Below are 24,527 nucleotides of genomic sequence, written 5' to 3' on the forward strand. Positions count from 1 at the left end.
GTCCTGCGTCGGAACGGGGACGGCCCGTCGTACGGGGTACGACGGGCCGTCCCCGGGCCGTGCAGTGCTGCGGGCACCCCTCACCCGGACACGGGCACGGGCACGGGCAGGCGACGAGCGGCGACCCGCTCGGCCTCGTGCACGGCGACGCGTTCCGCGGTGAGGAGCAGCGACGCGACCTCCGCGCCGGTGCGTCCGGGGCGGTCGTTCCAGGTGGTCAGGTCGCGGACCCGGGCCATCCGGACGTCCTGCGCCGGACACCAGACGACCGGTCGGCCCTCGTCGGCGGCCAGGGCGTGCCACACGAGGTCGAGGGCGCGCTGCACCTGCTGCGAGTGCACGACGTGCGGTCCGCCCGCCGCCGAGACGACCGCGCCGACCAGGCAGGCTGCGACGAGCGGTCGGCCCTGTGCGGCGAGCGCCGCGGCACTCGACGCCTTGCGCAGCCGCCCGTGCTCGTCGAGGTAGGCGAACCACGAGTGCTGGATCCACCCGCGTTCGACCACGCCGCGCGCGCCGGTGAGCAGGCGTTGCAGGTCGTCGAGCTCGTGCAGGTGGGCGACCGCACGACGATCGCGGGCGACCGCGCGACGGACGGCCAGGCGGTCGAGCAGGCCACGCAGACCGGTGCGCCGGGTGGCGGCTCGGGCGGTGTCGGCTCGGGCGGACGGGGCGGGAGAGGCGTCGGTGTCGACGTCGTGCGGGACGCGGAACTCGAGGGTCATCAGGCCCCTCCGATCTCCAGTGCACGGACAGGTGAGGGAACGGTAACCCCTGCGGGCTCAGCCGTCCAGCACCGCGTCGATCGCCCGGGCCGCGACCGTCCGGAAGGCGTCGTCGTCCGTCACGGCGAGCGCCGACGCGATCGACACCGCCCATCCGCGCGCCCGGGTCCAGGTGTCGGGGTCCGCGTCGACGAGCGTCGCGAACGTCCGTGCGCCGGCGTCGTCGAGCGTCAGCCACCGGGTAGCGAGGTCGACCGCCGGGTCCCCCGCGGTCACGTCGCCGAAGTCCACCACCGCCGACAGGCGTCGGTCGCCGAGGGGCGTCGGCTCGACGAGCAGGTTGAACGGGTGCAGGTCCCCGTGCACCCAGACGGGAGGCCCGGCGTGCGTCGGCGCACCGGCCGCGGTCCGCCAGAGCGCGGCCAGCTCCACGGCACGGGGCACGTCCTCCTCCGCCAGTCGCGTCAGGACGGCGTCGCTCCGCGTCGCGAGCGGGACGGCGCGGACCGGGTTGACGGGGGCGTCCGGCGGGGCGGGCACGTGCAGGCGGGTCACCACGGCGGCGAGGTCGCGGGCGATCCGGACCCCCTGGGCCCGATCCCCCGCGGGGCGGCCGGGCAGCCACGGCACGACGCTCCACGCCCAGGGGTACCCGAGCGCCGGGCGGCCGGTGCGGACGGGCTCCGGGAGCGGCGCGGCGTCGCCGACCAGCGCGGCGATCGTCGGCAGCCAGCGCTGCTCGTGCTCGACCAGGGTGGCGGCGGCTGCGCGGCGGGGCATGCGCACGGCCAGGGTCTCCCCGGCACGGACCACGACGTTGTCCCACCCGCTCGCGACGACCCGCAGGGGCAGGTCGGCGAGGTCCGGGTGCTGGTCGCGGAGCAGTGCGGCGACGAGCGCGACGTCGACGTGGAACTCGGCGGCCGGGGTGCCCATCACGCCAGGGTAGGGCGGCGGTGCGATCCCCGCGAACGTGGGGCTGCTGCGGAAACGTACTCCTTGGTATCCTCCAAGGGAAGTGACGTGGGTGTCCCTGGGGGGACCCGCGTCGCTCAGACCTCCCCAGGGCCCGGGTCAGCCGCCTGCGGGCCTCGGTCCTCGGGCGCGCCGGGTCGGATGATCGCCACGAGTCGCGGCACGTCCGGCCGGGTCCGGTCGCTGGCGATCGCCGTCAGCAACACCGTCCACAGCTCACGGAGCCGCTCGAACAGGTCGGCGCGGTCGTGCAGCATGTCCGAGAACATCTGAACGCCCGCCACCGCCGGGCTCACCACCTGGCCGATCACCCGCGGGTCCCACGACGGGTCGACCTCGCCCGCGTCGATCGCACGTCGGATGAGGTCGGCGGTGTGTTCGACCCAGTACTCGTGGGGGCGGTCACGTGGGATCGCCCGGGCGTTCGGGTCGGTGGCGAGCCGGAGTCCCGCACGGACCACGACCTCCTCCACCATCTGGGTGGCAACGCCCTGCGACATCCACATCAGGGACTCGAGCGGCGAGGTCGACCGGGTGGCCGCGACCTCGGCGTAGCGCCGGGAGATCTCGTCCTGCCCGGCGATCACCGCGCTGGCGATGTCGACCTTCGACCGGAAGTGGAAGTACAGCGCACCCTTCGTCATGCCGGCGCGCTCGGCGACGCCGTCCATCGACGCGCCCACGAACCCGCGCTCGTCGAACTCGGCCGCCGCCGCCTCGATGAGGGCCGCACGGGTCGCGACCGCCCGCTCCTGCCTGACCCGGCCGTCCTGCGCCATGCCGTCGATGCTAGCCAGCCGGTGCTGCGGGAAGGAGGCCCTCAGGGGACCCCCCGAGCGCTGCCGTACGGTGACCGGCATGGACGGATGGCGGGACCCGCGGCGCTGGGTGCGGGCGGGACGGTGGCTGCTGCTGCCGATCGCCGTGCTCGACTGGGTGGCGCTCGCTCCGCAGCCCGTCGTCGTCATCGCGTTCCTGGTCGCTGTGCTCGGCATGGCCGGCATGGCGGCCGCGCTGGTCGTCCGGATGCTGCACCGCTCCCGCGGCGCGATGGCAGGACTCGGGGTGGTGCTGCTCCTCGGCGGGCTCGTCGTCCTCGGGCTCGACCCGTTCCCCGGCACCGTGCCGTTCCTCGACCCGTGGTGGCCGGACGCGATCACGCAGCCGCAGGTCGTCGGCAGCGCCTACTGGAAGACCGCCGGCCTCGGCGTCGAACTCGCCGGCTTCGCGCTCCTGGCCACGCTGCTCGTCGCCGCCGCGACCGGTCGCCCGGCTCCGCGGGGTCGCTGAACCGCTCGGTCGACCGGAGCCGCTGGACCGCCTGCTCCCCCGGGCTCCGTGCGGTCAGGTGCGCGTGAGCACCACGACGGCGACGCCTGGGCCGCTGCCACCGATCGGCACGAGCGACCGGACGTGCCCGACGAGGTCCCCGGGGTGGGCCACCGCCGTCGCCGCGAGGGCCTGCGCGTCGCCGATCCCGTCGAGTGCCAGGGTGCCGTCGGTGACGAGCACCAGGCGGTCCCCCGGCGCGAGGTCGAGGGCGCCGACGGTCCGGGGCGCGGATCCGGGCTGCAGGCCGATCGGCAGGTCCGTGGACCGGAGCGCCGTCGCGGTCCCGTCGGCCCGCACGTGCAGTGCCGGACCGTGTCCGGCACCGACCCACTCCGCGTGACCCGTCGTCGGGTCGAGGCGCACGTGCAGGAGTGACCCGACGGCGCCGACGGCCGACAGGTCGGGGGCGAGCTGCGCCTCCAGGCCGGTGAGGGCGTCTCGGAGCGCCAGGTCGCCGCGCGCGACGACCGCGGCCCGCACCGAGGCGGCGAGGAGCGCGGAGGCCCGACCCGCAGCGGAGACCGTCCCGACCGTGACCTGGACCGTCCCGTCAGCAGCGGCGCGCCAGTCGACCAGGTCGCCGCCGTGCTCGTCCGGCTCGAGGAACCCGTCCACCGAGGCACCCGGCACCGTGACCGGGTCGGGCACCAGCCCGGTGAGGACGCGCCGCACCCGGCCGCGCTCGATCGAGTGGCCGAGCTCGCGCTCCGCCCACCGAGCGAGGTCCCCGAGGAGCGCGAGGTCCTCGTCCGAGAAGACCCGGGGCTGCGCGTCCATCACGCACAGCGTCCCCACGCGCGTGCCGTCCGGCATCGTCAGCGGCGCGCCGGCGTAGAAGCGCACCCCGTACTCGGTCACGGCGGGCGTGTCGGCGAAGCGGACGTCGAGGAGCGTGTCCGGGATCACCATCGGTCCGGGCGTCAGCACGGTCGTCGCGCAGAACTGCCCGGTGGCGGGCACGCTCGTGCCCTGCTGGAACCCGTACGTCGACTGCGTGGTGACGAGGTCGGCGTGGACGAGGTTGAGGAACGTCAGCGGGACGCCGAAGGCCTCGTGGGTCATGCGGGTGATGCGGTCGAAGCGCTCCTCCGGGCCGGAGCCCAGGACGGCGAGCGCCTCGATCACCGCGGTGCGCCTGTCCGCACCGTCGAGCTGGTTGGTCACCCCTCCTGTGTACCCGCACCCGCGCCGAGGAACCAGTCCCGCGGGTGGGGGTCGGCGGTCAGCTCGCGCCGCTCGGACACCGGAGCGGCCCAGGCCGCCGCGTTCGCGAGCACCCGCTGGACGTCCGGGTGGTGGTAGACGGGGTACTCCTGGTCGCCCGGCGAGAAGTAGAACACCCGGCCGAGACCGCGGCGGTAGGCGACACCGGAGCGGAAGACCTCGCCGCCGGCGAAGGTCGACAGGAAGACCTCCTCGTCGGGGCGCGGGATGTCGAAGTACTCGCCGTACATCTCCTGGCGGTCGATGACGATCGGGTGCGGGACGCCGGCGGCGATCGGGTGCTCGGGCGCGATCGTCCAGACGAGCTCGCGCTCCCCGTCGTTCCGCCACTTCAGCGAGCACGTGGTGCCCATCAGCCGGGTGAACGGCTTCGAGTAGTGCCCGGAGTGCAGCACCACCAGGCCCATGCCGGCGTGCACGGCCTCGACGACGCGGGTGACGACCTCGTCCGAGACGTCCTGGTGCGCGACGTGTCCCCACCAGAACAGCACGTCGGTCTGCGCCAGGCGCTCCGCGGTGAGACCGTGCTCGGGCTCCTGGAGCGTGGCGGTGCTCACCGACGCCTCGGGGTGGTGCTCCCGGAGTGCGGCGGCGATGACGGTGTGCATGCCGTCGGGGTAGTGCCCGAGCACGGTCGCGTCACCGCGGCTCTCGTGCACGTTCTCGTTCCAGACGACGATGTTCAGGGGACGGCTCTCGGTCGGCGCTGACATGTCCCCGACGCTACCCGCTCCCCCGGTCGAATCGATACGACCGGCGGTGTGTCGGGGATGTGGCGGGGGCGTGTCAGGGCTTCTCCCGGACGGGTGCGCGACCATGTGGGGCATGACCCCTCGCTCCCTGTTCCGCGCCGCCGCGGTGGCCGAACTCGTGACCTGGACGCTCCTGATCGCCGGGATGGTGCTGAAGTACGGGTTGGACGCCGGCGACTGGGGCGTGCGGATCGGCGGGAGCATCCACGGCTTCGTGTTCCTGGCGTACCTCGTGGTGACGACGGTGGTCGCGGTGAACCAGCGGTGGTCGGTCGGGGCACTCGTGCTCGGGTGGGTCAGCGCCGTCGTGCCGTACGCCACCGTGCCGTTCGAGGTCGCCGTCGCCCGGCGCGGCATGCTCGAGGGCCCGTGGCGTCGATCGCCGGACGATCGCTCGGGCGCCTGGGACCGGCTGCTCTTCTTCGTGGTGCGGCGCCCGGCGGTGGCGGCGGGCATCGGTGTCGTCGCCGTCGCCCTCGTGTTCTCCGCCCTGCTGGTCGTCGGTCCCCCGGTCCCCAAGGGCTGACGCGGCGCCGCGGCGGCCGTCCCCCCGTCGGTGCGGCGGTGCGGCGGTGCGGCGGCGCGGCGAGCGGGCGAGACACGCCGCTCACGTCCGCCGAGCGGGTGCGTTCCGTCGCGTGCGAGAGCCGAGCGCGACAGATCTGGCCCGCTCGGGCACCCGAGCGGGCCCGGTCGGGACGCGCCCCACGACGGACGGGAGGCGCGGTGCCAGCCGGCACCGCGCCTCCCGTTGCGTCGGGTCGTCGCCTACAGGGCGGCGAGCGCCTCGTTGAGGGTGGCGGACGGCCGCATCACGGCGTTCGTCTTCGCCGTGTCGGGGCGGTAGTACCCGCCGATGTCGGCCGGCCGACCCTGCACCGCGTTGAGCTCGTCGACGATCTGCGACTCGTGCTCGTCGAGCTGCGTCGACAGGCCCCGGAACGCGGCCGCGAGCTCCGTGTCCTCGGTCTGCCGGGCGAGCTCGTCGGCCCAGTACTTCGCCAGGTAGAAGTGGCTGCCGCGGTTGTCGATCGTGCCGATCTTGCGTCCCGGCGACCGGTTCTCGTCGAGGAACGTGCCCGTGGCGCGGTCGAGCGTGTCCGCGAGGACCTTCGCCCGCGCGTTGCCGGTCACACCCGCGAGGTGCTCGAACGACACCGCGAGCGCGAGGAACTCACCCAGGGAGTCCCAGCGCAGGTAGTCCTGCTCGACGAGCTGCTGGACGTGCTTCGGGGCCGACCCGCCGGCGCCGGTCTCGAACAGGCCGCCACCACCGAGCAGCGGCACGACGGAGAGCATCTTCGCCGAGGTGCCGAGTTCCATGATCGGGAACAGGTCGGTGAGGTAGTCGCGGAGCACGTTGCCCGTGACCGAGATGGTGTCCTCGCCGCGGCGGATCCGCTCGAGCGAGAAGCGCATGGCGTCCTCGGGTGCCATGACCTCGATCTGCAGGCCGTCGGTGTCGTGGTCGCCGAGGTACGTGCGGACGAGCCCGATCAGGTTCGCGTCGTGCGCACGCGTCTCGTCCAGCCAGAACACGGCGGGCGTCCCCGAGGCACGGGCGCGGGTCACGGCGAGCTTCACCCAGTCGCGGATCGCGACGTCCTTCGTCTGGCAGGCGCGCCAGATGTCGCCCTGCTCGACGTCGTGCTCGATGACCGTCTCACCGGAGCTCGTGACGACGCGGACCTTACCGTCGCCCGGCAGCTCGAAGGTCTTGTCGTGCGAGCCGTACTCCTCGGCCTTCTGCGCCATGAGTCCGACGTTGGGCACGGACCCCATGGTCGACGGGTCGAAGGCACCGTTCGCGCGGCAGTCCTCGATGACGGCCTGGTAGATGCCGGCGTAGCTCGAGTCCGGGATGACCGCGAGGGTGTCGTGTTCCTCGCCGTCCGGGCCCCACATGTGGCCGGACGTGCGGATCATCGCGGGCATCGAGGCGTCGACGATGACGTCGCTCGGGACGTGCAGGTTGGTGATGCCCTTGTCGGAGTCGACCATCGCGAGCTCGGGGCCCGCGTCGATCCCGTCGGCGAACGCCTGCTCGATCTCCGCCCCGTTCGGCACGCCGTCGAGGCCGGCGAGGATCGAACCGAGGCCGTCGTTCGGGTTCAGCCCGGCGGCGGCCAGGTCGGCCCCGAAGCGCTCGAACACGGTCGGGAAGAACGCGCGGATGACGTGACCGAAGATGATCGGGTCGGAGACCTTCATCATCGTGGCCTTGAGGTGCACGGAGAACAGGACGCCCTGCTCCTGCGCGGCGGCGATCTGGTCGCGCAGGAACGCCTCGAGCGCGCGGACGTGCAGGACGGTGCCGTCGACGACCTCGCCCGCGAGGACGGGGATCGACTGCTTGAGCACGGTGGTGTCGCCGTCGGCGGCCACGAACTCGATCGTCAGGGTGTCGTCGGCCGGTGCGATCCACGACTGCTCGTTCGAGCGGAAGTCGTCCTTGCCCATCGTCACGACGTTCGTCCCGGAGTCGTGGCTCCAGACGCCCATGCGGTGCGGGTGCTTCTTCGCGTAGTTCTTCACCGACAGCGGCGCGCGGCGGTCGGAGTTGCCCTCGCGCAGGACCGGGTTGACGGCGCTGCCCTTGACGCGGTCGTAGCGGGCGCGGACGTCGCGCTCCTCGTCCGTGGTGGGCTCGTCCGGGTAGGCGGGCAGGTCGTACCCCTGCGCCTGCAGTTCCTTGATCGCGGCCTTGAGCTGCGGGATCGATGCCGAGATGTTCGGCAGCTTGATGATGTTCGCCTCGGGGGTCTTCGCCAGGTCCCCGAGCTCGGCCAGGGCGTCGTCCAGGCGCTGCTCGTCGGTGAGCCGCTCCGGGAACTGCGCGATGATCCGGCCGGAGAGCGAGATGTCGCGGGTCTCGACGTCGACCCCCGCGGTGCGCGCGAACGCCTCGACGACGGGCAGGAACGAGTGGGTGGCGAGGAACGGTGCCTCGTCCGTGAGCGTGTAGATGATCTTGGCCATGCTGGCGGGTACTCCCTTGTTCGACCGTGCCGGACCTCGGTCCGTCCACGGTACTCGCGGCGCGGATTCTCTCGACGTCAAGATACCGGGTCCGGGCCCTGCCGTGGGGTGGGGTCAGACCGTGATCCGGAACACCCGGACACCGGCGGCACGCAGCCCTGCGGTGCCGAGGCGGGTCCGCATGCTCCGGAAGGGTCGCGTGAAGCCAGATCGGGCCGAGGCCACGCCGATCTGGTGGAGGACCTCGGACGTCAGCGTGCGCTCGACCTTCGGCGCGAGCCTGGTCACGCCCGAGACCGTGATGACGATGCGGACGGCGTTCGGCGCGAGCAGCGGCGCGATGAGCTCGGCGGCCTCCTGCGCCCGGTGGAACGCGGGGTCGTCGCCCGGACGTCGGATCGCGATGACGGCCAGGTCGGCCTCGGCGTGGTCGTGGGGGTCCGGCAGGTCGTCCACGCCGACGACCCGCATCCTGGCTGCGTCGACACCCGCGCGGACGGCGGAGGTCCGGAGCACGGGGAGCAGCTCCTGCGTGCCCGCGAGCACGACCTCGGCGGTCGCGAGGTCGATGGGTTCGTGGCGTTCGCGCGGCGTTCGGGCCATGGCGCAGGTCCTTCCGGTCGCTGGACTCGGACACTACCGATGCCTCGCCCAGCAGGCACGCATCGCCGGTGACACGTCAGCGGACTGCCAGCCGTTCGGTAACGAGAAGATCACGACAGGGCCTGTACAAAGCGACAGACTCGTGCAGAATGGTCTGCGGCCATGACGACGACACACGACACCGACCAGCAGCAGCCGGAGACCCCGGTCGTGCACCTGTCCCGTCGCGCCGCCCTCGAGGCCGAGCGCGCAGCAGCCGGGAAGCCAGCTCGCCGCTCCCGCACCCCCCGTCCCGCTCGCCCGGACGTCGCCCCCACCACCGCGGCCGGCTCCCCCGCGACCGCGGCCGGCTCCCCCGCCCCGGCGGTCGCGCCGCTTCCCGCGGCGACCACGCCGGAGACCGCCGCGACCACGCCGGCACCGGTTCCGAAGCCGCACACCGTCGCCGTCGCCGCACACTCGGGACGCCGCGCGACCGAAGCACGAGCCACGACCGAGCACGTCGACGCCCGGATCACCCGCGTCGTCCGCCGCAGCGCTCCGGAGGCCGCGGCAGCACGCCCCGCCCGCCCGAGCCGCACGCGCCGTGCCAGCCGGATCACCCTCACCAGCGCCGCAGCCGCGCTCGCGATGTTCGCCGCGTCCGCGATGCCCGCGCACGCCAGTGCCGGGACGTCGGTCGCGACCTCGACACTGGCGCCGCAGGTCCGGACGCAGGACTACGCCGTCACCCAGGCGGTCACGGCGAGCAACCTCGACCGCGACGACTTCACGGTCGGCGGCGGGCAGCAGGTCGTCGTCGCCGGCGACGGCAGTGCCGCGGGCGCGGTGTCGTACGGCGGCGAGGTCCGTTCGCCCTTCCCCGGCCCGGTGCGCATGAGCTCGGGCTTCGGCTACCGCTCCGCCCCGTGCGCCGCGTGCTCCTCGCTGCACCAGGGTCTCGACTTCAACCCGGGCATGGGGGCGCCGATCGGTGCCGTCGCCGCGGGCAAGGTCCGGGTCTCCGGCACATACTTCTCGTACGGCACCGCGGTGATCATCGACCACGTGATCGACGGCCGTCGCGTCTCGACGCTCTACGGGCACATGATCCCCGGCTCCTCGCCACTGCGTGCCGGTGACACGGTCGCCGCCGGGCAGTTCATCGGCAGTGTCGGCTCCTCCGGCGTCTCGACGGGCGCGCACCTGCACCTCGAGGTCCTCATGGACGGCGTCACACCGATCGACCCCGAGACGTGGCTCGAAGCGCGCATCGGCCGTTCGCTCACCACCTGACCCGGACCCGGACCCGGACCCGGACCCGGACCCACAGCACTCGCGCAGCACGGGTGCGGCGACGTCCCAGCGGACCTGTGCAGGATCACAGCATGGACGATCACCACAGACCGCCCGCCCGTCGCCGACCCTCGGCGGTGTCCCGCTGATGGACGCCGACACCTGGATCGCCTTCGGGCTCGTCATCCTCTTCGTGCTCGTCGGCGGTGTCTTCGCCGCCGCGGAGATCGCCCTCGTCTCGCTCCGGGAGTCCCAGCTGCAGCAGCTCGAGCGACGCGGGTCCCGCGGGGCCCGGGTCGCCGCCCTCGGCCGTGACCCGAACCGCTTCCTGTCCGCCGTGCAGATCGGCGTGACCGTCGCCGGGTTCTTCTCGGCCGCGTACGGTGCGTCGTCGATCGCCCCGGACGTCGCGCCGCTGCTGTTCGGCCTCGGACTCGACCAGGGCGCGGCGGAGGCCCTCGCGCTGGTCCTGATGACGCTGGTCATCGCCTACCTGTCGCTCGTGTTCGGCGAGCTCGTGCCGAAGCGACTCGCCCTGCAACGCGCCGAGGGCTTCTCGATGGCCGTCGCGCCGACGCTCGACCGCTTCGCGACCTTGATGCGCCCGGTGATCTGGGTGCTGTCGAAGACCACGAACGGCGTGGTCCGACTGCTCGGGGGCGACCCGGACGCCCGCAGCGAGTCGATGAGCACCGAGGAGCTCCGCGGCCTCGTCGAGGACCACGACGCGATCGACGCGCAGGGCCGCCGCATCGCCCGGAGCGCGCTCGACGCCGGCGACCGGATCCTCCGCGAGTCGATGCGCCCCTGGTACGACGTCTCGACGATCGACGCCTCGCTCAGCATCGCCGACGCCACCGACCACGCCATCGAGGTCGGCCACACCCGCTACCTGGTCACCGAGGGCTCCCGCGACGACGTCACGGGCTTCGTGCACCTCCGCGACCTGCTCCGACCGACCGACCCGACGGCGCCCGTCTCGACGCTCGTGCGTCCGGTGCTCGCGCTGCCGGAGACGAAGTCGCTGTCGAGTGCGATCGCGGACATGCGCACCGAGGGGCACCAGATAGCGCTCGTGGTGGACGAGTACGGCGGCAGCGCGGGCATGGTGACGCTCGAGGCGCTGCTCGAGGACCTCGTCGGCCGTATCCGCGACGAGTACGATCCACCGGCAGCCGAGTCCGACGGCATCGACGGTGCGACCGTGCTCGAGGACCTCGCGGCCGACGGCGGCCCCCAGCTGCCGGACGGCGACTACGAGACCGTCGGTGGACTCGTGCAGGTGCACCTCGACCGGGTCCCGCAGGTCGGCGATGTGGTCGACGCCGGCGAGCACCGCCTCGAGGTCACCGAGATGGACGGGCACCGCGTGGCGCGCGTGCGGGTCACGTCGCGTGCCGCGGACGCCGCCGAGGCGGCACCGACAACCGCCGAGCCGGTGCACGCGGTCCCGCCCGTCGCCTAGCCAGGCCGCACCGGACGGGAGGCGCGGTGCCGACGCGCACCGCGCCTCCCGTCCGTCACGGGTACCGCCGGTGCCTGTCGTCGCGACGGTCCCGCCACGTACGCTCGTCACATGGGTATCGACGTGCGCAACGAGATCCGTGACTTCCTGTCCTCGCGACGGGCACGGCTCACCCCCGACGAGGTCGGGATGCCGTCGTTCGGCGGCGGCGTCCGACGGGTGCCGGGCCTTCGGCGGCACGAGGTCGCGATGCTCGCCGGGGTGAGCGTCGACTACTACACGCGACTCGAACGCGGTTCGCTCAAGGGGGTGTCGGACAGCGTGCTCGAGGGCCTCGCGGGCGCGCTGCAGCTCGACGAGGACGAGCGGGTGCACCTGTTCGACCTCGCCCGCCTGGCCAACGCCGGCGTCAAGGTCATGCACCGGAACGTGCCGACGCGAGTCCGACCGGGCGTGCAGCGCCTGCTCGACGCGATCACCGGCGCGCCCGCGTGGGTGCGGAACGAACGCGGCGACGTCGTCGCGACGAACGAGCTCGGCCGCGCGCTGTACGCACCGATGTTCGCGGGCCCGGGCCGTCCCGTGAACACGGCGCGGTTCACGTTCCTCGACCCTGCTGCGCGCGACTTCTTCCCGGACTGGGCCGCGACCGCGCGCGAGGCCGTCGCGGTCCTCCGTGCCGCCGCCGTCGCGAACCCCTGCGAGCCCGGTCTCGTGACGCTCGTCGGCGAGCTCTCCACGCGGAGCGAGGAGTTCCGCGGCTGGTGGGCCGCGCACGACGTCCGGGTGCACCGGCGGGGCGGCAAGCGCATCGCGCACCCGATCGTCGGCGAGCTGCAGCTGGACTTCGAGGCGCTCGAGCTCGTCGCCGACCCGGGGCTGACGATGTTCACGTACTCGGCGGAGCCGGGCAGCGAGTCGGAGCGGTCGCTCGCGCTGCTCGGCACCTGGGCCGCGACGGAGCGGTCCGAGCGGCTCGCCGCCGTGCGCGCGGGCGACGCCGAGCAGGACGACTGACCGGCTGACCGGACAACCGGACGACCGGACGACCGCCGTCGTCAGCGGTCGGGCGCCGCGGGGTCGGGCGTCACGGAGCGGACGGTCCTGCGGGTCCGTCCGGGCGAGGGCTGCCGTCGGTCGAGTCGTCGCTGTCGAGCGTGTCCACGAGCGCGTCGACCCGGAGCCGGTCGATGCGCAGCTCCTTCTCGGCCGCGGTCAGCCGCAGCACGCGGATGGCGGCGAACACGAGCACGATGAGCGCGATGACGAGCACGAGCAGCAGCAGCACGACCGCCAGGTAGACGATGCTGACGACGGCGAATCCCCCGGAGACCATGCGACGACGCTAGCAGGGTGCGTTCGTAGGGTGGGGCGATGACGAGGATGCCGGCGGACGACGACACTGCGGCGCTGCTGCGGCGACACCGCCGCCCGGAGCCCTCGTTCGTCCGCGCGGTCGCGACGGCCCTCGGCGGTGCCCGCACCGTGCGCGAGGTCCGACCGGGACCGGTCTCGTACGTCCCCGCGGACCGCGATGTCGTCGCCGCCGGGGATGCCGACGCCACGCTGCTGACCTTCCCGACCATGGACGCACTCACCGCGCTCGCCCTCCCCGCCGGTGGTCGTGTCGTCGTGCTCGCGCGCGACCCGGACCGCCTCCGCGCCGGATGGCTCGCCGAGTACGCGTCCGCGGTGGTCGCCGCCGAGGCGGACACGCTGCCGACGATCGACCGACTGGCGACGCTCGTCGGGCCGTCCGTCGAGGTCGCGCGCCTGCCGGTGCCGTTCACCTGCGTGGACGGCTTCGGCGAGAGCTACTACGCGCGACCCGAACGGCTCCTCGACGCCGAGGTCCGCGCCGCCGACCCGGCGTGGGGCCTGGTCGACGACCTCACCGCCCGCCGATCGGTCGCCGCCCTGCGGAACGCGCTCGCGTCGGGCGAGTGGGACAGCCGGTACGGGGCGCTCCGCCGTCGGCCGACGCTCGACGGGTCGGTCGTCCTGCTGCGGCCCGCTCCGTGACCGGGTCGTCGGCGCGACACGCCCGGCTTGACACACCGTCGTAGGCTGGGACCGTGAGTCAGCAGGAGGTGGTCGGCGCGCAGAGCGCCGGCATCAGGGCGTGACGCCCCCGGCTGTGCCGCTCGGCACGGCCGCGTCCGTCGAACCCTGACCACCCCTCCGCCCGAGCGGCGCGCATCCGCGCCCGGGCCCGTCGAGAGCGACCACACCGTGCTGCCCATCAGCGAGAAGACCATCCGTTCGTCCTTCGTCAACGCCTCCCGCAAGGAGGTCACCGACCTGACCCCGCCGACCGACCTCGAGACGCTGGACTGGGAGTCGCTCGACTTCCTCGGCTGGCGCGACCCGAAGACCGCGCGCCGTGCGTACGCCGTCGTGCCCACGCTCGCGGGCGACCTCGTCGGCATCCTGTTCCGGCAGGCAGAGGCGTCGCCGCGTGCACGGGCGCAGTGCTCGTGGTGCCAGGACGTCAAGCTGCCCAACGACGTCGTCTTCTACGCCGCCAAGCGCTCGGGGAAGGCCGGTCGGAACGGCAACACCGTCGGCACGCTCGTGTGCCAGGACTTCCAGTGCTCCCGGAACGTCCGGCGCCCGGTACCCCCGGCGTACGAGGGCTACGACGTCGAGTCCGCCAGGGTCCGTCGGATCGAGGACCTGCAGCTGCGCGCCGCGTCCTTCGCCGCCGAGCTCTGAGATCGACGAGCCCTGTCATCACCGAGCCCGTGAGACGCAACCATGGCGGATGCTCGCATCGCTGTCCCGCTGCGAGCATCCGCCGACGTTGCGTCCCTCGGAGGAGCTCCGGGAAACGCCGGCGTAACGCGGGGTCCCTAGGGTGTGGCGGGTGGACCTCCGCGACTTCGACTCCGCCCCCGCCGACGACGCTCGACGGACCGCCCTGCACTGGGCGGCGGTGCCCGGCTGGGCCGACACCCTGGTGGCCGCTCGTCCGTTCCGCACCGTGCCGGCCCTGATCGCCGCGACGACCGAGGCGGCGGCAGCGTGGACCGCGGCGGACCTCGACGCCGCCCTCGCCGAGCACCCCCGCATCGGTGAGCGCACCACCGAGGCGTCGTCGGCCAGGGAGCAGGGCGCGATGGCGACGGCAGCGGACGACGTCGCAGCGGCGATCGCCCGCGGGAACGCCGCGTACGAGGACCGGTTCGGTCGGGTGTTCCTCGTGCGTGCCGCCGGTCGGACGCCCGAGGAACTCCTCGCCGAGCTCGAGCGACGGCTCGCCGGTGACCCGGACACCGAGGTCGTCGAGGCGACCGCTGCCCTGGCCGACATCGCCGTGCACCGGATCCGTGCGACCTTCGGCGTCCCGCACCTGACCACGCACGTGCTCGACGCCCGCACCGGCACACCGGCCTCGGGCGTCGCGCTGACGCTGCGCACCCCCGAGGGCGAGGTCCTGGCCACCGGGGCGACCGACGCGGACGGTCGCGCCGGACTCGGGCCGGACGTGCTGCCGCGGGGCGACCTGGAGCTGCGGTTCGACACCGGCGCACACCACCGCGCCGCCGGGGTCCCGTCGTTCCACCCGTACGTCGTCGTGGCGTTCACGGTGACCGGGACCGAGCACCTGCACGTGCCGCTGCTGCTCAGCCCCTTCGCCCACAGCACCTACCGCGGCAGCTGACCGCGCGGCCCGTCAGGCGCGGCTGTCGCCGACCGTCGCGACCGGCGCCGTCGAGCGCACCGCGTCGTAGGACCCCGCCACGGGGTCGTCGCCGTACCGCTCCCGCAGCCCGTGCGACCCGAGCAGCAGGTTGAGCAGGATCGCCGCGACCGCCCCGGCCGAGATGCCCGAGTCGAACACGAGCGTGAACCAGGTGGGGAACGCGCCGTAGATCTCCGGCGCGACGGTCGGTAGCAGCGCGATCGCGAGCGGCAGCGCCACGACGAGCACGTTCCGGTTGTCGAACCGCACCTTCGACAGCGTCCGGATGCCGCTCGCCGCGACCATGCCGAACAGGGCGACCCCGGCGCCGCCGAGCACCGCGTGCGGCACCGCCTCGACGACGGCCGCGACCTTCGGCACGAGCCCGAGGACGACGAGGATGCCGCCCGCCGCCGTCGCCACGTACCGGGAGCGCACGCCGGTCAGCGCGACCAGCCCGACGTTCTGCGCGAACGCCGTGTACGGGAACGTGTTGAAGACCCCGCCGAGCACCGTGCCGAGGCCGTCCGCCCGCAGTCCGTCGGCCAGCGTGCGGCGCGACACCGGACGGTCGACGACCTCACCGACGGCCACCATGTCGCCCGTGGTCTCCGTCATGATGACGAGCCCGACGACGAGCATCGACACGATCGAGGCGAGGTCGAACGTCGGCAGGCCGAAGTGGAACGGCGTGACGACGGCGAACCAGGCGGCGTCGCCGATGCCCGATCCGTCGACCATGCCGGGGACGAACAGCGCCGCCACGGTGCCGAGGACGAGCCCGAGCAGCACCGAGACCCGGGCCAGCCCGCGCGGCGCGAAGCGTTCGACGAGCACGACGGCCAGCAGCACGCCGGCCGCGAAGGCCACGTCGAGCGGATCGGCAGCGCCGCCCTCCCCACCGTCGGTGATCCACCCGGCGGCGACACTCGTGAGCGAGACACCGATGATCAGGATCACGGTGCCGGTGACGATCGGCGGGAACAGCCGCACGAGCTGCGAGAACCACGGCGCGACGAGCACCATGAAGAGCCCGCAGGCGATCGTCGCCCCGTAGACCGCCGTGATGCCGTGCGCGCTGCCGATCGCGATCATCGGGCCGACGGCAGCGAAGGTCACGCCCTGCACGAGCGGCAGGCGGACCCCGAAGCGCCAGAAGCCGACGGACTGCACGATCGTCGCCAACCCGGCGACGAACAGGTCGGCGCTGATCAGGAAGGCCAGGTCGGCCCGGTCGAACCCGAGCGCCCCGCCGACGATGAGCGGGACGGCGACCGCCCCGGCGTACATCGCGAGGACGTGCTGCAGTCCGAGCGGCAGCAGTCGTGCGAGCGGCGGGACCGTGTCCACCCCGTCCGGTGCGGTGGTCGTGCGTGGTGTCCTCGTGCTGGTCATGGGTGCCCCCGTCGCGTCGCCGGTCACGTGTCCCCCCGACGCTAGGGAACCCCTGTTTCCACGCCGTGACGAGCACGGGTCGCGCGCATCACGCGACCCGGCCCCGGAACGCGCGTTCCGGCTGTGCACCGGTGACGTCACGGACGGGAGGCCCGTGGCGGGGTCGCCACGGGCCTCCCGTCCGTCTCCTGGGCGCGTCAGCGACCGATGGACGACATGTCCGGGTACCGGTCACCGGTCGGGACGGGCAGCGCCGACAGGCGGTCGAGCTGGTCGGCGGACAGCGTCACGTCGGAGGCGCCCACGTTCTCCTCGAGCCGGGACACCCGCTTCGTGCCGGGGATCGGGACGACGTCGTCGCCCTGCGCGAGCAGCCAGGCGAGGGCGACCTGGCCCGGCTTCGCGCCGACCTCGTCGGCGATCTCCTGCACGGCGTCGACGATCCGCATGTTCTCGGCGAAGGCCTGCTCCGCGAAGCGCGGGTTCTGCCGGCGGAAGTCGTCCTCGTCCAGGTCGGACGGCTTCGTGATCGCGCCGGTCAGGAACCCGCGGCCGAGCGGCGAGTACGGCACCAGGCCGATGCCGAGCTCGCGGAGGGTGTCGAGCACCTCGCCCTCCGGGTCGCGCGTCCAGAGCGAGTACTCGCTCTGGAGCGCGGTGACCGGGTGCACCGCGTGGGCCTTGCGGATGGTGGCGGCGCTCGCCTCGGAGAGCCCGATGTGGCGGATCTTGCCCTCCTGCACGAAGCCGGCGAGCTGGCCGATCACGTCCTCGATCGGGACGGCCGGGTCGACGCGGTGCTGGTAGTAGAGGTCGATGTGGTCGGTGCCGAGGCGGCGGAGCGAGCCCTCGAGGGCCTCGCGCACGGACTCGGGAGCGCTGGAGATGCCGCGCTGCTGGGTCGGGGTCTGCTCGCCGGACTCGTGTCGGTACAGCCCGAACTTGGTCGCGATGACGACCTGGTCGCGGCGGTCGCCGAGGGCACGGCGGAGGAGTTCCTCGTTCGTGTACGGGCCGTAGGCCTCGGCGGTGTCGAAGAGGGTGACGCCGAGGTCGATCGCGCGGTGGATCGTGCGGATCGACTCGTCGTCGTCGGTGCCGGCGCCCGTGTAGAAGGCGCTCATGCCCATGGTGCCGAGGCCGACGGATCCGACCTCGAGGTCTGCGAGCGTGCGTGTCTGCATGCCTGCAGGTCTACTCCTGACCGCCCCTCGTCAGGGAGGTACCGGCGCAGCTACGCTGAGGGGACGGACAGTGTCCGCGACGGGAGGGGAACGTCATGACCGTGGTCTGGATCGTCATCGGGGTCGTGGTGGTCATCGCCGCCCTGCTCGTCGTGCTCGAGGTGCAGAACGTGCACCGCCGCAGGGCCCTGGCGCACCTGGAACCCGTCGACCCGCGCGTCGGCGAGCGCGCGATGTCCGAGGCGTCGGCCGCGCACGCGGTCATCGAGGGCCAGGCGAAGTCGGCACACCCGGGCATCAGCGGTGCCGGGGGCGGTCCGCTCGCCTGAACGACCCCGACCGGGCGGTTGCAGGTTCCGCTGCACCGTGTTGCACTCGACACCGGACGTGCTCGTGCGGTTCCTCCAACGGGATCGGACGCACAGCCCGGCACTGGTGTGATCGATCCGTGAACCTGTACCTTCGGCTCTTCCTGCTCGGTCTCCGCCTGCGGCTGACCGCCCTGCGACCGGGCCCGCGTCCCTCGCTGTGGACCGAGGCCCGGACGCCCTTCCGGGTCCTCCCGACGGACCTGGACACGTTGATGCACGTCAACAACGGCCGGTACCTGACGCTGATGGACCTCGGCCGGTACCACCTGTTGTACGGGTCCGGCTTCTGGCAGGAGTCCGCCCGCCGCGGCTGGTACGCCGTCGTGGCCGCACAGACCATCACCTACAAGCGCTCCCTGACGCTCGGGGAACGCTTCACCCTGCACACCCGGGTGCTCGGCGTCGACGAGCGCGCCGTGTACATGGAGCAGACCTTCGTCCGGCAGGGTGCGGTCGTCGCGCGGGCGGTCGTGCAGGCGCGGTTCCTCCGGCGCGAGGGCGGCCAGGTGACGCCCGACGAGGTCGTGGCCGCGGCGGGCGGCGCGGCGCGGGACCTCACCCTGCCCGGCTGGGTGCACGAGTGGGCCGACGCCGTGCGGATCAGCAGCGGCGGCAGCGTGCGCTGAGCCGGACGCCTGCCTGGGCCGGCGACCGTCCTACGATGACCACGTGGACGACGACGACCTGGTGCTCCCCGACGCCGCCGCCTGGCGTGCCTGGCTCGACGCGCACGAGGACGACCCCGACGGCGTCTGGCTGGTGCTGGCCAAGAAGGGCACCACGGAACCGACCTCGCTGACCTACGACCAGGCACTCGACGAGGCCCTGTGCTCCGGGTGGATCGACGGGCAGAAGCGCGGACGGGACACGGCGACGTTCCGGCAGCGGTTCACCCCGCGCCGCCGGGCGTCGCTCTGGTCACAGCGCAACATCGGGCTGGTCGCCGTGCTCGAGGACGCCGGTCGCATGCGGGCGCGCGGTCGCGCCGAGGTCGACCGGGCGAAGGGCGACGGCCGGTGGGCCCGCGCCTACGCCGGTGCCGCCACCGTGACGGTGCCCGACGACCTGCGGGCCGCCCTCGACGCCGCACCCGCGGCGGCCGCGCTGTTCGCCGAGCTCGACGCGACGAACCGGTACGCCGTCCTGCACCGGGTCGTCACGGCGCCGAGCGACACCGCGCGGGCGAACCGGATCGCGAAGCTCGTGGGCGGGCTCTCGGTCGGCGAGACGCCGTACCCACGCCCGGCTCGCTGACCACGGCGCATCCGCGCAGCCCCGCGAGCGCCGACCGCGGCGCCCGCGCCGACCCGCGCCGACCCGCGCCGACGCCAGGGGGACACCGACCCAGCAACGGGTCACGCCACGGGCGTAGACCGGGATCATGACCACTGGTACCGACACCACGAACCGTCCTGCCGCCGCCTCGGGCACGTTCCGCATCGGCGGCGACCTCGAGGTCCACCGCCTCGGCTACGGCACCATGCAGCTCACCGGCCCGGGCGTCTGGGGTCCGCCGAAGGACCACGACGAGGCCGTCCGCGTGCTCAAGCGCGCCGTCGAGCTCGGCGTGGACTTCTTCGACACCGCCGACTCCTACGGCCCCTACGTCGCCGAGGACCTGCTCCGCGAGGCCCTGCACCCGTACGGCGACGACATCGTCATCGCCACCAAGGCCGGCCTGACCCGCACAGGGCCGAACGAGTGGCCGCCGGTCGGCCGTCCGGAGTACCTCCGCCAGGAGGCCGAGATGAGCCTCCGCCGCCTCGGCCTCGAGCGCATCGACCTCTTCCAGCTGCACCGCATCGACCCGAAGGTGCCCCTCGAGGACCAGGTCGGCGAGCTGAAGAAGCTGCAGGACGAGGGCAAGATCCGCCACATCGGCCTGTCCGAGGTGTCGGTCGACGACGTCAAGGCCGCGCAGCAGCACGCCGAGATCGTCACCGTGCAGAACCTCTACAACCTGCAGAAGCGCGACGCCGAGGAACTCCTCGACTGGTCCGAGGAGCAGGGCATCGGCTTCATCCCGTGGTTCCCGCTGGCGACCGGCGGCCTGACCGGCGAGGACTCGCCGCTCACCGAGATCGCGGAGCGCAAGGGTGCGACGCCGGCGCAGCTCGCGCTCGCCTGGCTGCTGAAGCGCTCGCCCGTGATGCTGCCGATCCCGGGGACCTCGAGCGTCGACCACCTCGAGGACAACCTGCAGGGCGCGACGATCGAGCTGTCCGACGAGGAGTTCCAGGAGCTGTCGAAGCTGGGGGAGTGAGTTCCACCCGACACCGGACGGGAGGCCCGTGGCGACGCCGCCACGGGCCTCCCGTCGTCTCGTGACCACTTCGTGACCCGTCTCGGCTTGTCCGGGCCTACCGCGTATGTGCATACTCGGTATGTCCAAGGCGGGCGGAGACGGGGGAGTCACGATGAGCGTCAAGATGGGCGTACTCGCGCTGCTGGTGGGAGGACCCGGGTACGGGTACCAGCTCAGGGGGGAGTTCGAGCACCGGACCGGAGGGAGCTGGCCGCTCAACATCGGCCAGGTCTACACGACGCTCGACCGCCTCGAACGCGATGGCCTCGTGGCCCGCGGGGACGCCGACGACGACGGACACGTCGTCTACACGGCGACCGACGCGGGTCGCGAGGAGGTTGCACGCTGGTTCAGCGAGCCGGTGCCCGCGAAGCGCGGACGCGACGAGCTCGCGATCAAGTTCGCCCTCGCCGTCACCGTGCCCGGCGTCGACGTCCCACGACTCGTGCAGGTCCAGCGGGCGTCGGCGATGCGCGCCCTGCAGGACCTGACCCGGCTCAAGCGGACAGCCGATCCGTCCGAGGACCTGGCGTGGTCCCTGGTCCTCGAGTCGATGGTCTTCCAGGCCGAGGCCGAGGTGCGTTGGCTCGACCACGTCGAGAGCTCGGTCGCACGGTACATGCCGCCCGAGGTACGCGATCCAGACCCCCACGGCGGATCGATCGCCGCTGCGGCACGTTCGGCCGTCCGATGAGCGCGACCGGAACGGCTCCGCTGCTGGCCTTCGACGCGGTGAGCGTCCAGTACGGCACCGGCGAGCGGTCAGTAACCGCACTGGCCGGTGTCGACCTGGCGGTCGCGCGTGGGGAGATGGTCGCGGTCATGGGGACCTCGGGGTCCGGCAAGTCGACCCTGCTGGCCTGCGCCGGTACCCTGCTGCCACCCACCAGCGGCGAGGTCCGCATCGACGGGGAGTGGGTCTCCGACCGTCCGGCCCGCGAGCTCGCGGCGCTCCGGCGACGCCTGGTCGGCTTCGTGTTCCAGGACTTCAACCTGATCCCGTCCCTGACCGCGGTCGAGAACGTCGCACTGCCGCTCGAACTCGACGGCTGGAAGGCGAGCAGGGCCCGTCGCGCAGCCGAACTCGCGCTCGAGAACGTCGAGCTCGGGGACCGCGCCGACGCCTTCCCCGACGACCTGTCCGGCGGGCAGCAGCAGCGCGTCGCCATCGCCCGCGGCGTCGTCGGCGAACGGCGCCTCGTGCTGGCCGACGAGCCGACCGGCGCGCTGGACTCGCAGACCGGCGAGGTCGTGCTCCGGATGCTCCGTCGGCACGTCGACAACGGCGCGGGTGCACTGCTCGTCACGCACGACGCACGGCACGCGGCCTGGGCGGACCGGGTGGTCTTCCTGCGCGACGGGCGGGTCGTCGACGAGACGGTCTACGCCGGCGTCGAGACCCTCGTCGGTCGAGCAGCCTCGTGAGGATCGGGCCGGCGCTCCGACTCGGACGCCGCCTGGCCTTCGCGAAGATGGGCCGTGCCGCCCTGATCGTCTCGCTGATCGGCATCCCGACGACGGGGTTCGCCGCGGCCGCCGTGGTCGTGCAGTCGACGCAGGCGACCACCGAGGAGTCCCTGCGCTACGACCTCGGGCACGCAGCCGCGCAGATGCGACTGGTCGGACCGGACGTCGCCGGCCTGCGCCAGGACCCGGTGCAGTGGCAGTACACCGACTCCGCTCCGCACAGCCCGGCGGCCGACGCCACCGAGGACACCCCCTGGGCCGACCTGCTCGACCAGGTGCCGGACGGGGCCGAGGCGATCCCGGTGTCGACCACGCAGGTCGTCGTCGCCGGACCGGGGGCGCCGGTGGCCGTCCCCACCGTCGAGGGTGCGACCTGGTCGCCCGTGCTCGACGGGCACTGGCACGTGCTGAGCGGCAGCGCGCCGACGTCGGACGACCAGCTGATGGCCACCCCGGCGACGCTCGAGCGGCTGCGCGTGGCCGTCGGCGACACCGTGACCGTCACCGACCCGGTGCGGAAGCGCTTCACCGTCACGGGGACGATGCGCGACGCCGCGGAGGACCCCGACGGTGAGGGCCTGTTCGTCCCGTCGGGCTCCCTGCCCGCGAGCGACGGTGGTGCATCGTCGTCTCGAGGCAGCGCGGACCTGACGGTGTTCCTGCCGACGGACGCCCCGACGTGGTCGGAGATCCGCGCCCTGAACGCCCACGGCGTCGTGGTGCAGTCACGGCCGGTCGTGCTCGACCCGCCGGACGACCGACTGAGCGGCGGGGGGATCGGCAACGCTGCGACCGCCTACTACGGTGCCCTGGCGCTGCTCGGGGTGTTCGCCGCGTTCGAGGTGGCCCTGCTCGCGGGAGCCGCGTTCCTCGTCGGCACCCGCGCGGACACCCGGACGCACGCGATCGTCACGAGCCTCGGCGGTGAGCGTGGCTTCGTGCGGGCGGTCGTCGCGGGGTCCGGGCTGGCGCTCGGGCTGGTCGGCGCCGTGCTCGGGACGGCCCTGGGCACCGGGATCGGCGTGCTGGCGTTCCGGCTGCTCGACGACGGCAGCGTCACGAGGTGGCCGGGGCTGCACGTGCCGGTGCTCGTCCTGGTGACCGTCGCCGCGGTCGGTGTGGTGGCCGGTCTCGTCTCCTCGCTCGTCGCCGCCCGGGCAGCCACCCGGATCGACGTGCTCGCGGCCCTGCGGGGGTCCCTGCGCCCTGCCGCTCCCCGACCCCGCACCGAGCGGCGCCGTCGGGCGTGGGTCCCGGTGCTCGTCGTCACGGGCACGGTGATGACGCTGGCGTGCGGGGCCGGGGTGCTCCTGCTCAACGACCGGCCCGTGCAACAGGACCGGTGGGCGTGGGTCGTCGGCGTCGGGGTCGCGCTCGGCCCCTGCCTGGTGCAGCTCGGCGTGGCCCTGGCCTCGCCGTGGATCCTGGCCGCGGTCGCCCGTGCCGCGTCACGACTCGGGCTCGCGGCCCGGATCGCCGCGCGGGACGCCCGCCGCAACCCGGTCCGGACCGTCCCGGTGCTCGCGAGCGTCATGAGCGTGGTGTTCGTCGCCTCGGTCGTCATCACGTGGAGTGCGTCCGAGCACGCCCGGTACGTCCGCCAGTACGAGTACGCCACCGCGGTCGGGGTCGCCACCGTCGACGTCGGGGCCTCGGACGCGGAGGGCTACCCCGCCGGCTACGACGCCACGCTCACCGCGAAGGCGGCCCGCGTGGTCGCCGGCGCACTCGGCAGCGCCGACGTGCACGTCCTCGCCGTGAACCGCGAGAGCGCCGGGGAGGACCCGACGACCGTCACCGTCCCGCACGACTTCGCCCGGCGGGAGTGCCCGACGACGAACACCACGACCTGCGCGAGCTTCCTGCAGTCCGTCGGGTCGGGCACGCCGCACGTCACCGCGGGGACCCTCGACGACTACGCCCTGCTCACCGGACACCGGCCGTCCGCGGCGGTCCGGCAGGCGCTCGAGGACGGACGGGCGGTGTCGCTCTGGCCGGAGTACGTCCACGACGGCGTCGTCCGGATCGACACCTGGCGCGACCGCACTGCCGACGACGTCGAACCGCTCGAGCGCCGTCGTCCGGACGCGACGACGACGATCCCCGCGATCGCCGACGTCCAGACGCCGCGGATCCAGGTCGGGGTGTTCATGACCCGGGAGACCGCTGCCGCGCACGGGGTCCCGCTGGTCGACGGCGTGCTCGCGGTCGACCTTCCCGAGGGCCTCAGCACGCGTGGGTACGACGACCTGTACGCGGCGTGGCAGGCCGGCGGCGGCGCGGACCGCGAACGGTGGGGTGGTCCGACACCGATGATCGAACTCGGCCCGGTCGACGACCAGGCGACCGTGCAGGCGCTCGTCCTCGCGCTGGCCGCCGCCGTCACCATCGGCGCCACCGCCGTCGCGGTCGGGCTCGCCCGCTCCGACGGACGCCGTGACGACGAGGTGCTCGACGCGGTCGGGGCCGCTCCGGTCGTGCGGCGCCGGGTGTCCGCATGGCAGGCGGCGATCCTCACCACGATCGGGGCCGTCGTCGGCACCCTGCTCGGGCTGCTCCCGATCCGGGCCGTCACCCTCCGGTTCGGCGACGGTCCGCTCGGAGCGACCCACATGCCCTTCGTGCCCGACTGGCCCCTGCTCGCCCTGCTCGCCCTCGGCCTGCCGCTGGTGGTGACGGTGGGCACCTGGCTGACCGCGGGGCGCGGGTCCCGTCCGGCGGTGCGCCGTGCGCACTGACCGCGGGAGCGTCACCGGCCGCGAACCTGTGAACGGCCACGAGGACCCTCAG

General features: G+C 73.4%; 25 protein-coding genes and 1 pseudogene. 16 read left to right on the top strand and 10 right to left on the bottom strand.

From position 1 onward, the window contains the following. Positions 1-80: 80 nt before the first annotated feature. The 3 genes from ABIC52_RS03520 to ABIC52_RS03530 form a co-directional block, all read right to left on the bottom strand. Positions 81-725 carry a DUF6197 family protein gene (locus ABIC52_RS03520; RefSeq protein WP_354026628.1) on the bottom strand — a complete coding sequence of 215 codons (645 nt, stop codon included), beginning with the start codon at positions 723-725 and terminating at the stop codon, positions 81-83. Positions 726-782: 57 nt separating this feature from the next. Further along, positions 783-1,661: an aminoglycoside phosphotransferase family protein gene (locus ABIC52_RS03525; RefSeq protein ID WP_354026629.1), complete on the bottom strand. Its 879-nt coding sequence runs from the start codon at positions 1,659-1,661 to the stop codon at positions 783-785. A 116-nt stretch (positions 1,662-1,777) separates the two neighbouring features. After that, positions 1,778-2,479: a ScbR family autoregulator-binding transcription factor gene (locus ABIC52_RS03530; protein WP_354026630.1), complete on the bottom strand. Its 702-nt coding sequence runs from the start codon at positions 2,477-2,479 to the stop codon at positions 1,778-1,780. 79 nt (positions 2,480-2,558) lie between these two features. Between ABIC52_RS03530 and ABIC52_RS03535 the strand changes: the two genes are divergently transcribed. Then, positions 2,559-2,990 carry a hypothetical protein gene (locus tag ABIC52_RS03535; protein ID WP_161972679.1) on the top strand — a complete coding sequence of 144 codons (432 nt, stop codon included), beginning with the start codon at positions 2,559-2,561 and terminating at the stop codon, positions 2,988-2,990. Between the two features lie 54 nt (positions 2,991-3,044). Here the strand turns inward: ABIC52_RS03535 and ABIC52_RS03540 are convergent, their stop codons facing one another. Further along, positions 3,045-4,196, bottom strand: a complete 1,152-nt coding sequence (locus ABIC52_RS03540) for a PP2C family protein-serine/threonine phosphatase (RefSeq protein WP_209823748.1) — start codon at positions 4,194-4,196, stop codon at positions 3,045-3,047. Continuing rightward, positions 4,193-4,969 (bottom strand): ThuA domain-containing protein, encoded by a 777-nt coding sequence (locus ABIC52_RS03545; protein WP_174234760.1) that lies wholly within the window; start codon positions 4,967-4,969, stop codon positions 4,193-4,195. The genes ABIC52_RS03540 and ABIC52_RS03545 overlap by 4 nt, the downstream gene beginning before the upstream one ends. A 112-nt stretch (positions 4,970-5,081) precedes the next feature. On the opposite strand from ABIC52_RS03545, the gene ABIC52_RS03550 reads away from it, so the two are divergent. Continuing rightward, complete coding sequence (locus ABIC52_RS03550) at positions 5,082-5,534, top strand: DUF3817 domain-containing protein (RefSeq protein WP_354026631.1); 453 nt, start codon at positions 5,082-5,084, stop codon at positions 5,532-5,534. Positions 5,535-5,776: 242 nt separating this feature from the next. Here ABIC52_RS03550 and ABIC52_RS03555 read toward each other — a convergent pair whose 3' ends face one another. Then, the gene (locus tag ABIC52_RS03555) at positions 5,777-7,987 is read right to left on the bottom strand and encodes an NADP-dependent isocitrate dehydrogenase (RefSeq protein WP_209675724.1); all 2,211 of its coding nucleotides are present in this window, start codon (positions 7,985-7,987) and stop codon (positions 5,777-5,779) included. Positions 7,988-8,101: 114 nt separating this feature from the next. After that, on the bottom strand, positions 8,102-8,590 hold the full coding sequence (locus ABIC52_RS03560) for a hypothetical protein (RefSeq protein ID WP_126892471.1): 489 nt from the start codon (positions 8,588-8,590) through the stop codon (positions 8,102-8,104). Positions 8,591-8,752: 162 nt separating this feature from the next. Between ABIC52_RS03560 and ABIC52_RS03565 the strand changes: the two genes are divergently transcribed. From ABIC52_RS03565 to ABIC52_RS03575, 3 genes are all read left to right on the top strand, one after another. Then, complete coding sequence (locus ABIC52_RS03565) at positions 8,753-9,865, top strand: M23 family metallopeptidase (RefSeq protein WP_354026632.1); 1,113 nt, start codon at positions 8,753-8,755, stop codon at positions 9,863-9,865. 148 nt (positions 9,866-10,013) lie between these two features. Further along, positions 10,014-11,330 carry a hemolysin family protein gene (locus ABIC52_RS03570; protein WP_126891060.1) on the top strand — a complete coding sequence of 439 codons (1,317 nt, stop codon included), beginning with the start codon at positions 10,014-10,016 and terminating at the stop codon, positions 11,328-11,330. A 111-nt stretch (positions 11,331-11,441) separates the two neighbouring features. Then, positions 11,442-12,347: a helix-turn-helix transcriptional regulator gene (locus ABIC52_RS03575; protein WP_209675726.1), complete on the top strand. Its 906-nt coding sequence runs from the start codon at positions 11,442-11,444 to the stop codon at positions 12,345-12,347. A gap of 70 nt (positions 12,348-12,417) precedes the next feature. Here the strand turns inward: ABIC52_RS03575 and ABIC52_RS03580 are convergent, their stop codons facing one another. Continuing rightward, a complete protein-coding gene (locus tag ABIC52_RS03580; protein WP_354026633.1) occupies positions 12,418-12,666 on the bottom strand; it encodes a hypothetical protein in 249 nt (82 codons plus the stop codon). A 38-nt stretch (positions 12,667-12,704) separates the two neighbouring features. Here ABIC52_RS03580 and ABIC52_RS03585 point away from each other — a divergent pair, with 38 nt between their 5' ends. The 4 genes and pseudogenes from ABIC52_RS03585 (at position 12,705) to uraH (ending at position 14,994) form a co-directional block, all read left to right on the top strand. Next, positions 12,705-13,352, top strand: coding sequence for an SAM-dependent methyltransferase (locus tag ABIC52_RS03585; protein ID WP_126891062.1), 648 nt, complete (start codon positions 12,705-12,707; stop codon positions 13,350-13,352). A 210-nt stretch (positions 13,353-13,562) separates the two neighbouring features. Beyond that, positions 13,563-14,045: an FBP domain-containing protein gene (locus tag ABIC52_RS03590; RefSeq protein ID WP_354026634.1), complete on the top strand. Its 483-nt coding sequence runs from the start codon at positions 13,563-13,565 to the stop codon at positions 14,043-14,045. A 151-nt stretch (positions 14,046-14,196) separates the two neighbouring features. Then, positions 14,197-14,655, top strand: a pseudogene (uraD, locus tag ABIC52_RS03595) (2-oxo-4-hydroxy-4-carboxy-5-ureidoimidazoline decarboxylase); the annotation flags it as partial. Beyond that, a complete protein-coding gene (gene uraH / locus ABIC52_RS03600; protein WP_209676528.1) occupies positions 14,656-14,994 on the top strand; it encodes a hydroxyisourate hydrolase in 339 nt (112 codons plus the stop codon). A gap of 12 nt (positions 14,995-15,006) precedes the next feature. Here the strand turns inward: uraH and ABIC52_RS03605 are convergent, their stop codons facing one another. Together ABIC52_RS03605 and ABIC52_RS03610 are read right to left on the bottom strand one after the other, a co-directional pair. Continuing rightward, positions 15,007-16,410, bottom strand: coding sequence for a nucleobase:cation symporter-2 family protein (locus tag ABIC52_RS03605; RefSeq protein ID WP_354026635.1), 1,404 nt, complete (start codon positions 16,408-16,410; stop codon positions 15,007-15,009). Between the two features lie 197 nt (positions 16,411-16,607). Continuing rightward, on the bottom strand, positions 16,608-17,594 hold the full coding sequence (locus tag ABIC52_RS03610; protein ID WP_354026636.1) for an aldo/keto reductase: 987 nt from the start codon (positions 17,592-17,594) through the stop codon (positions 16,608-16,610). Between the two features lie 95 nt (positions 17,595-17,689). On the opposite strand from ABIC52_RS03610, the gene ABIC52_RS03615 reads away from it, so the two are divergent. The 7 genes from ABIC52_RS03615 (at position 17,690) to ABIC52_RS03645 (ending at position 24,475) form a co-directional block, all read left to right on the top strand. Further along, entirely contained in the window at positions 17,690-17,923 is a 234-nt protein-coding gene (locus ABIC52_RS03615; RefSeq protein WP_354026637.1) for a hypothetical protein, read from the top strand. 119 nt (positions 17,924-18,042) lie between these two features. Beyond that, positions 18,043-18,591, top strand: coding sequence for an acyl-CoA thioesterase (locus ABIC52_RS03620; protein ID WP_126891066.1), 549 nt, complete (start codon positions 18,043-18,045; stop codon positions 18,589-18,591). 43 nt (positions 18,592-18,634) lie between these two features. Beyond that, on the top strand, positions 18,635-19,219 hold the full coding sequence (locus ABIC52_RS03625) for a YdeI/OmpD-associated family protein (RefSeq protein WP_354026638.1): 585 nt from the start codon (positions 18,635-18,637) through the stop codon (positions 19,217-19,219). A gap of 127 nt (positions 19,220-19,346) precedes the next feature. Beyond that, positions 19,347-20,228 (top strand): aldo/keto reductase, encoded by an 882-nt coding sequence (locus tag ABIC52_RS03630; RefSeq protein ID WP_126891068.1) that lies wholly within the window; start codon positions 19,347-19,349, stop codon positions 20,226-20,228. A 154-nt stretch (positions 20,229-20,382) separates the two neighbouring features. After that, positions 20,383-20,964 carry a PadR family transcriptional regulator gene (locus ABIC52_RS03635; protein WP_126891069.1) on the top strand — a complete coding sequence of 194 codons (582 nt, stop codon included), beginning with the start codon at positions 20,383-20,385 and terminating at the stop codon, positions 20,962-20,964. After that, positions 20,961-21,695, top strand: coding sequence for an ABC transporter ATP-binding protein (locus tag ABIC52_RS03640; RefSeq protein ID WP_354026639.1), 735 nt, complete (start codon positions 20,961-20,963; stop codon positions 21,693-21,695). Before ABIC52_RS03635 ends, ABIC52_RS03640 begins: the two co-directional genes overlap by 4 nt. After that, positions 21,692-24,475 carry a hypothetical protein gene (locus ABIC52_RS03645; RefSeq protein WP_354026640.1) on the top strand — a complete coding sequence of 928 codons (2,784 nt, stop codon included), beginning with the start codon at positions 21,692-21,694 and terminating at the stop codon, positions 24,473-24,475. The genes ABIC52_RS03640 and ABIC52_RS03645 overlap by 4 nt, the downstream gene beginning before the upstream one ends. Positions 24,476-24,527: the final 52 nt, after the last annotated feature.

The sequence above is a fragment of the Curtobacterium oceanosedimentum genome (assembly GCF_040545555.1).
In the GTDB taxonomy this organism is placed as follows: Bacteria; Actinomycetota; Actinomycetes; order Actinomycetales; family Microbacteriaceae; genus Curtobacterium.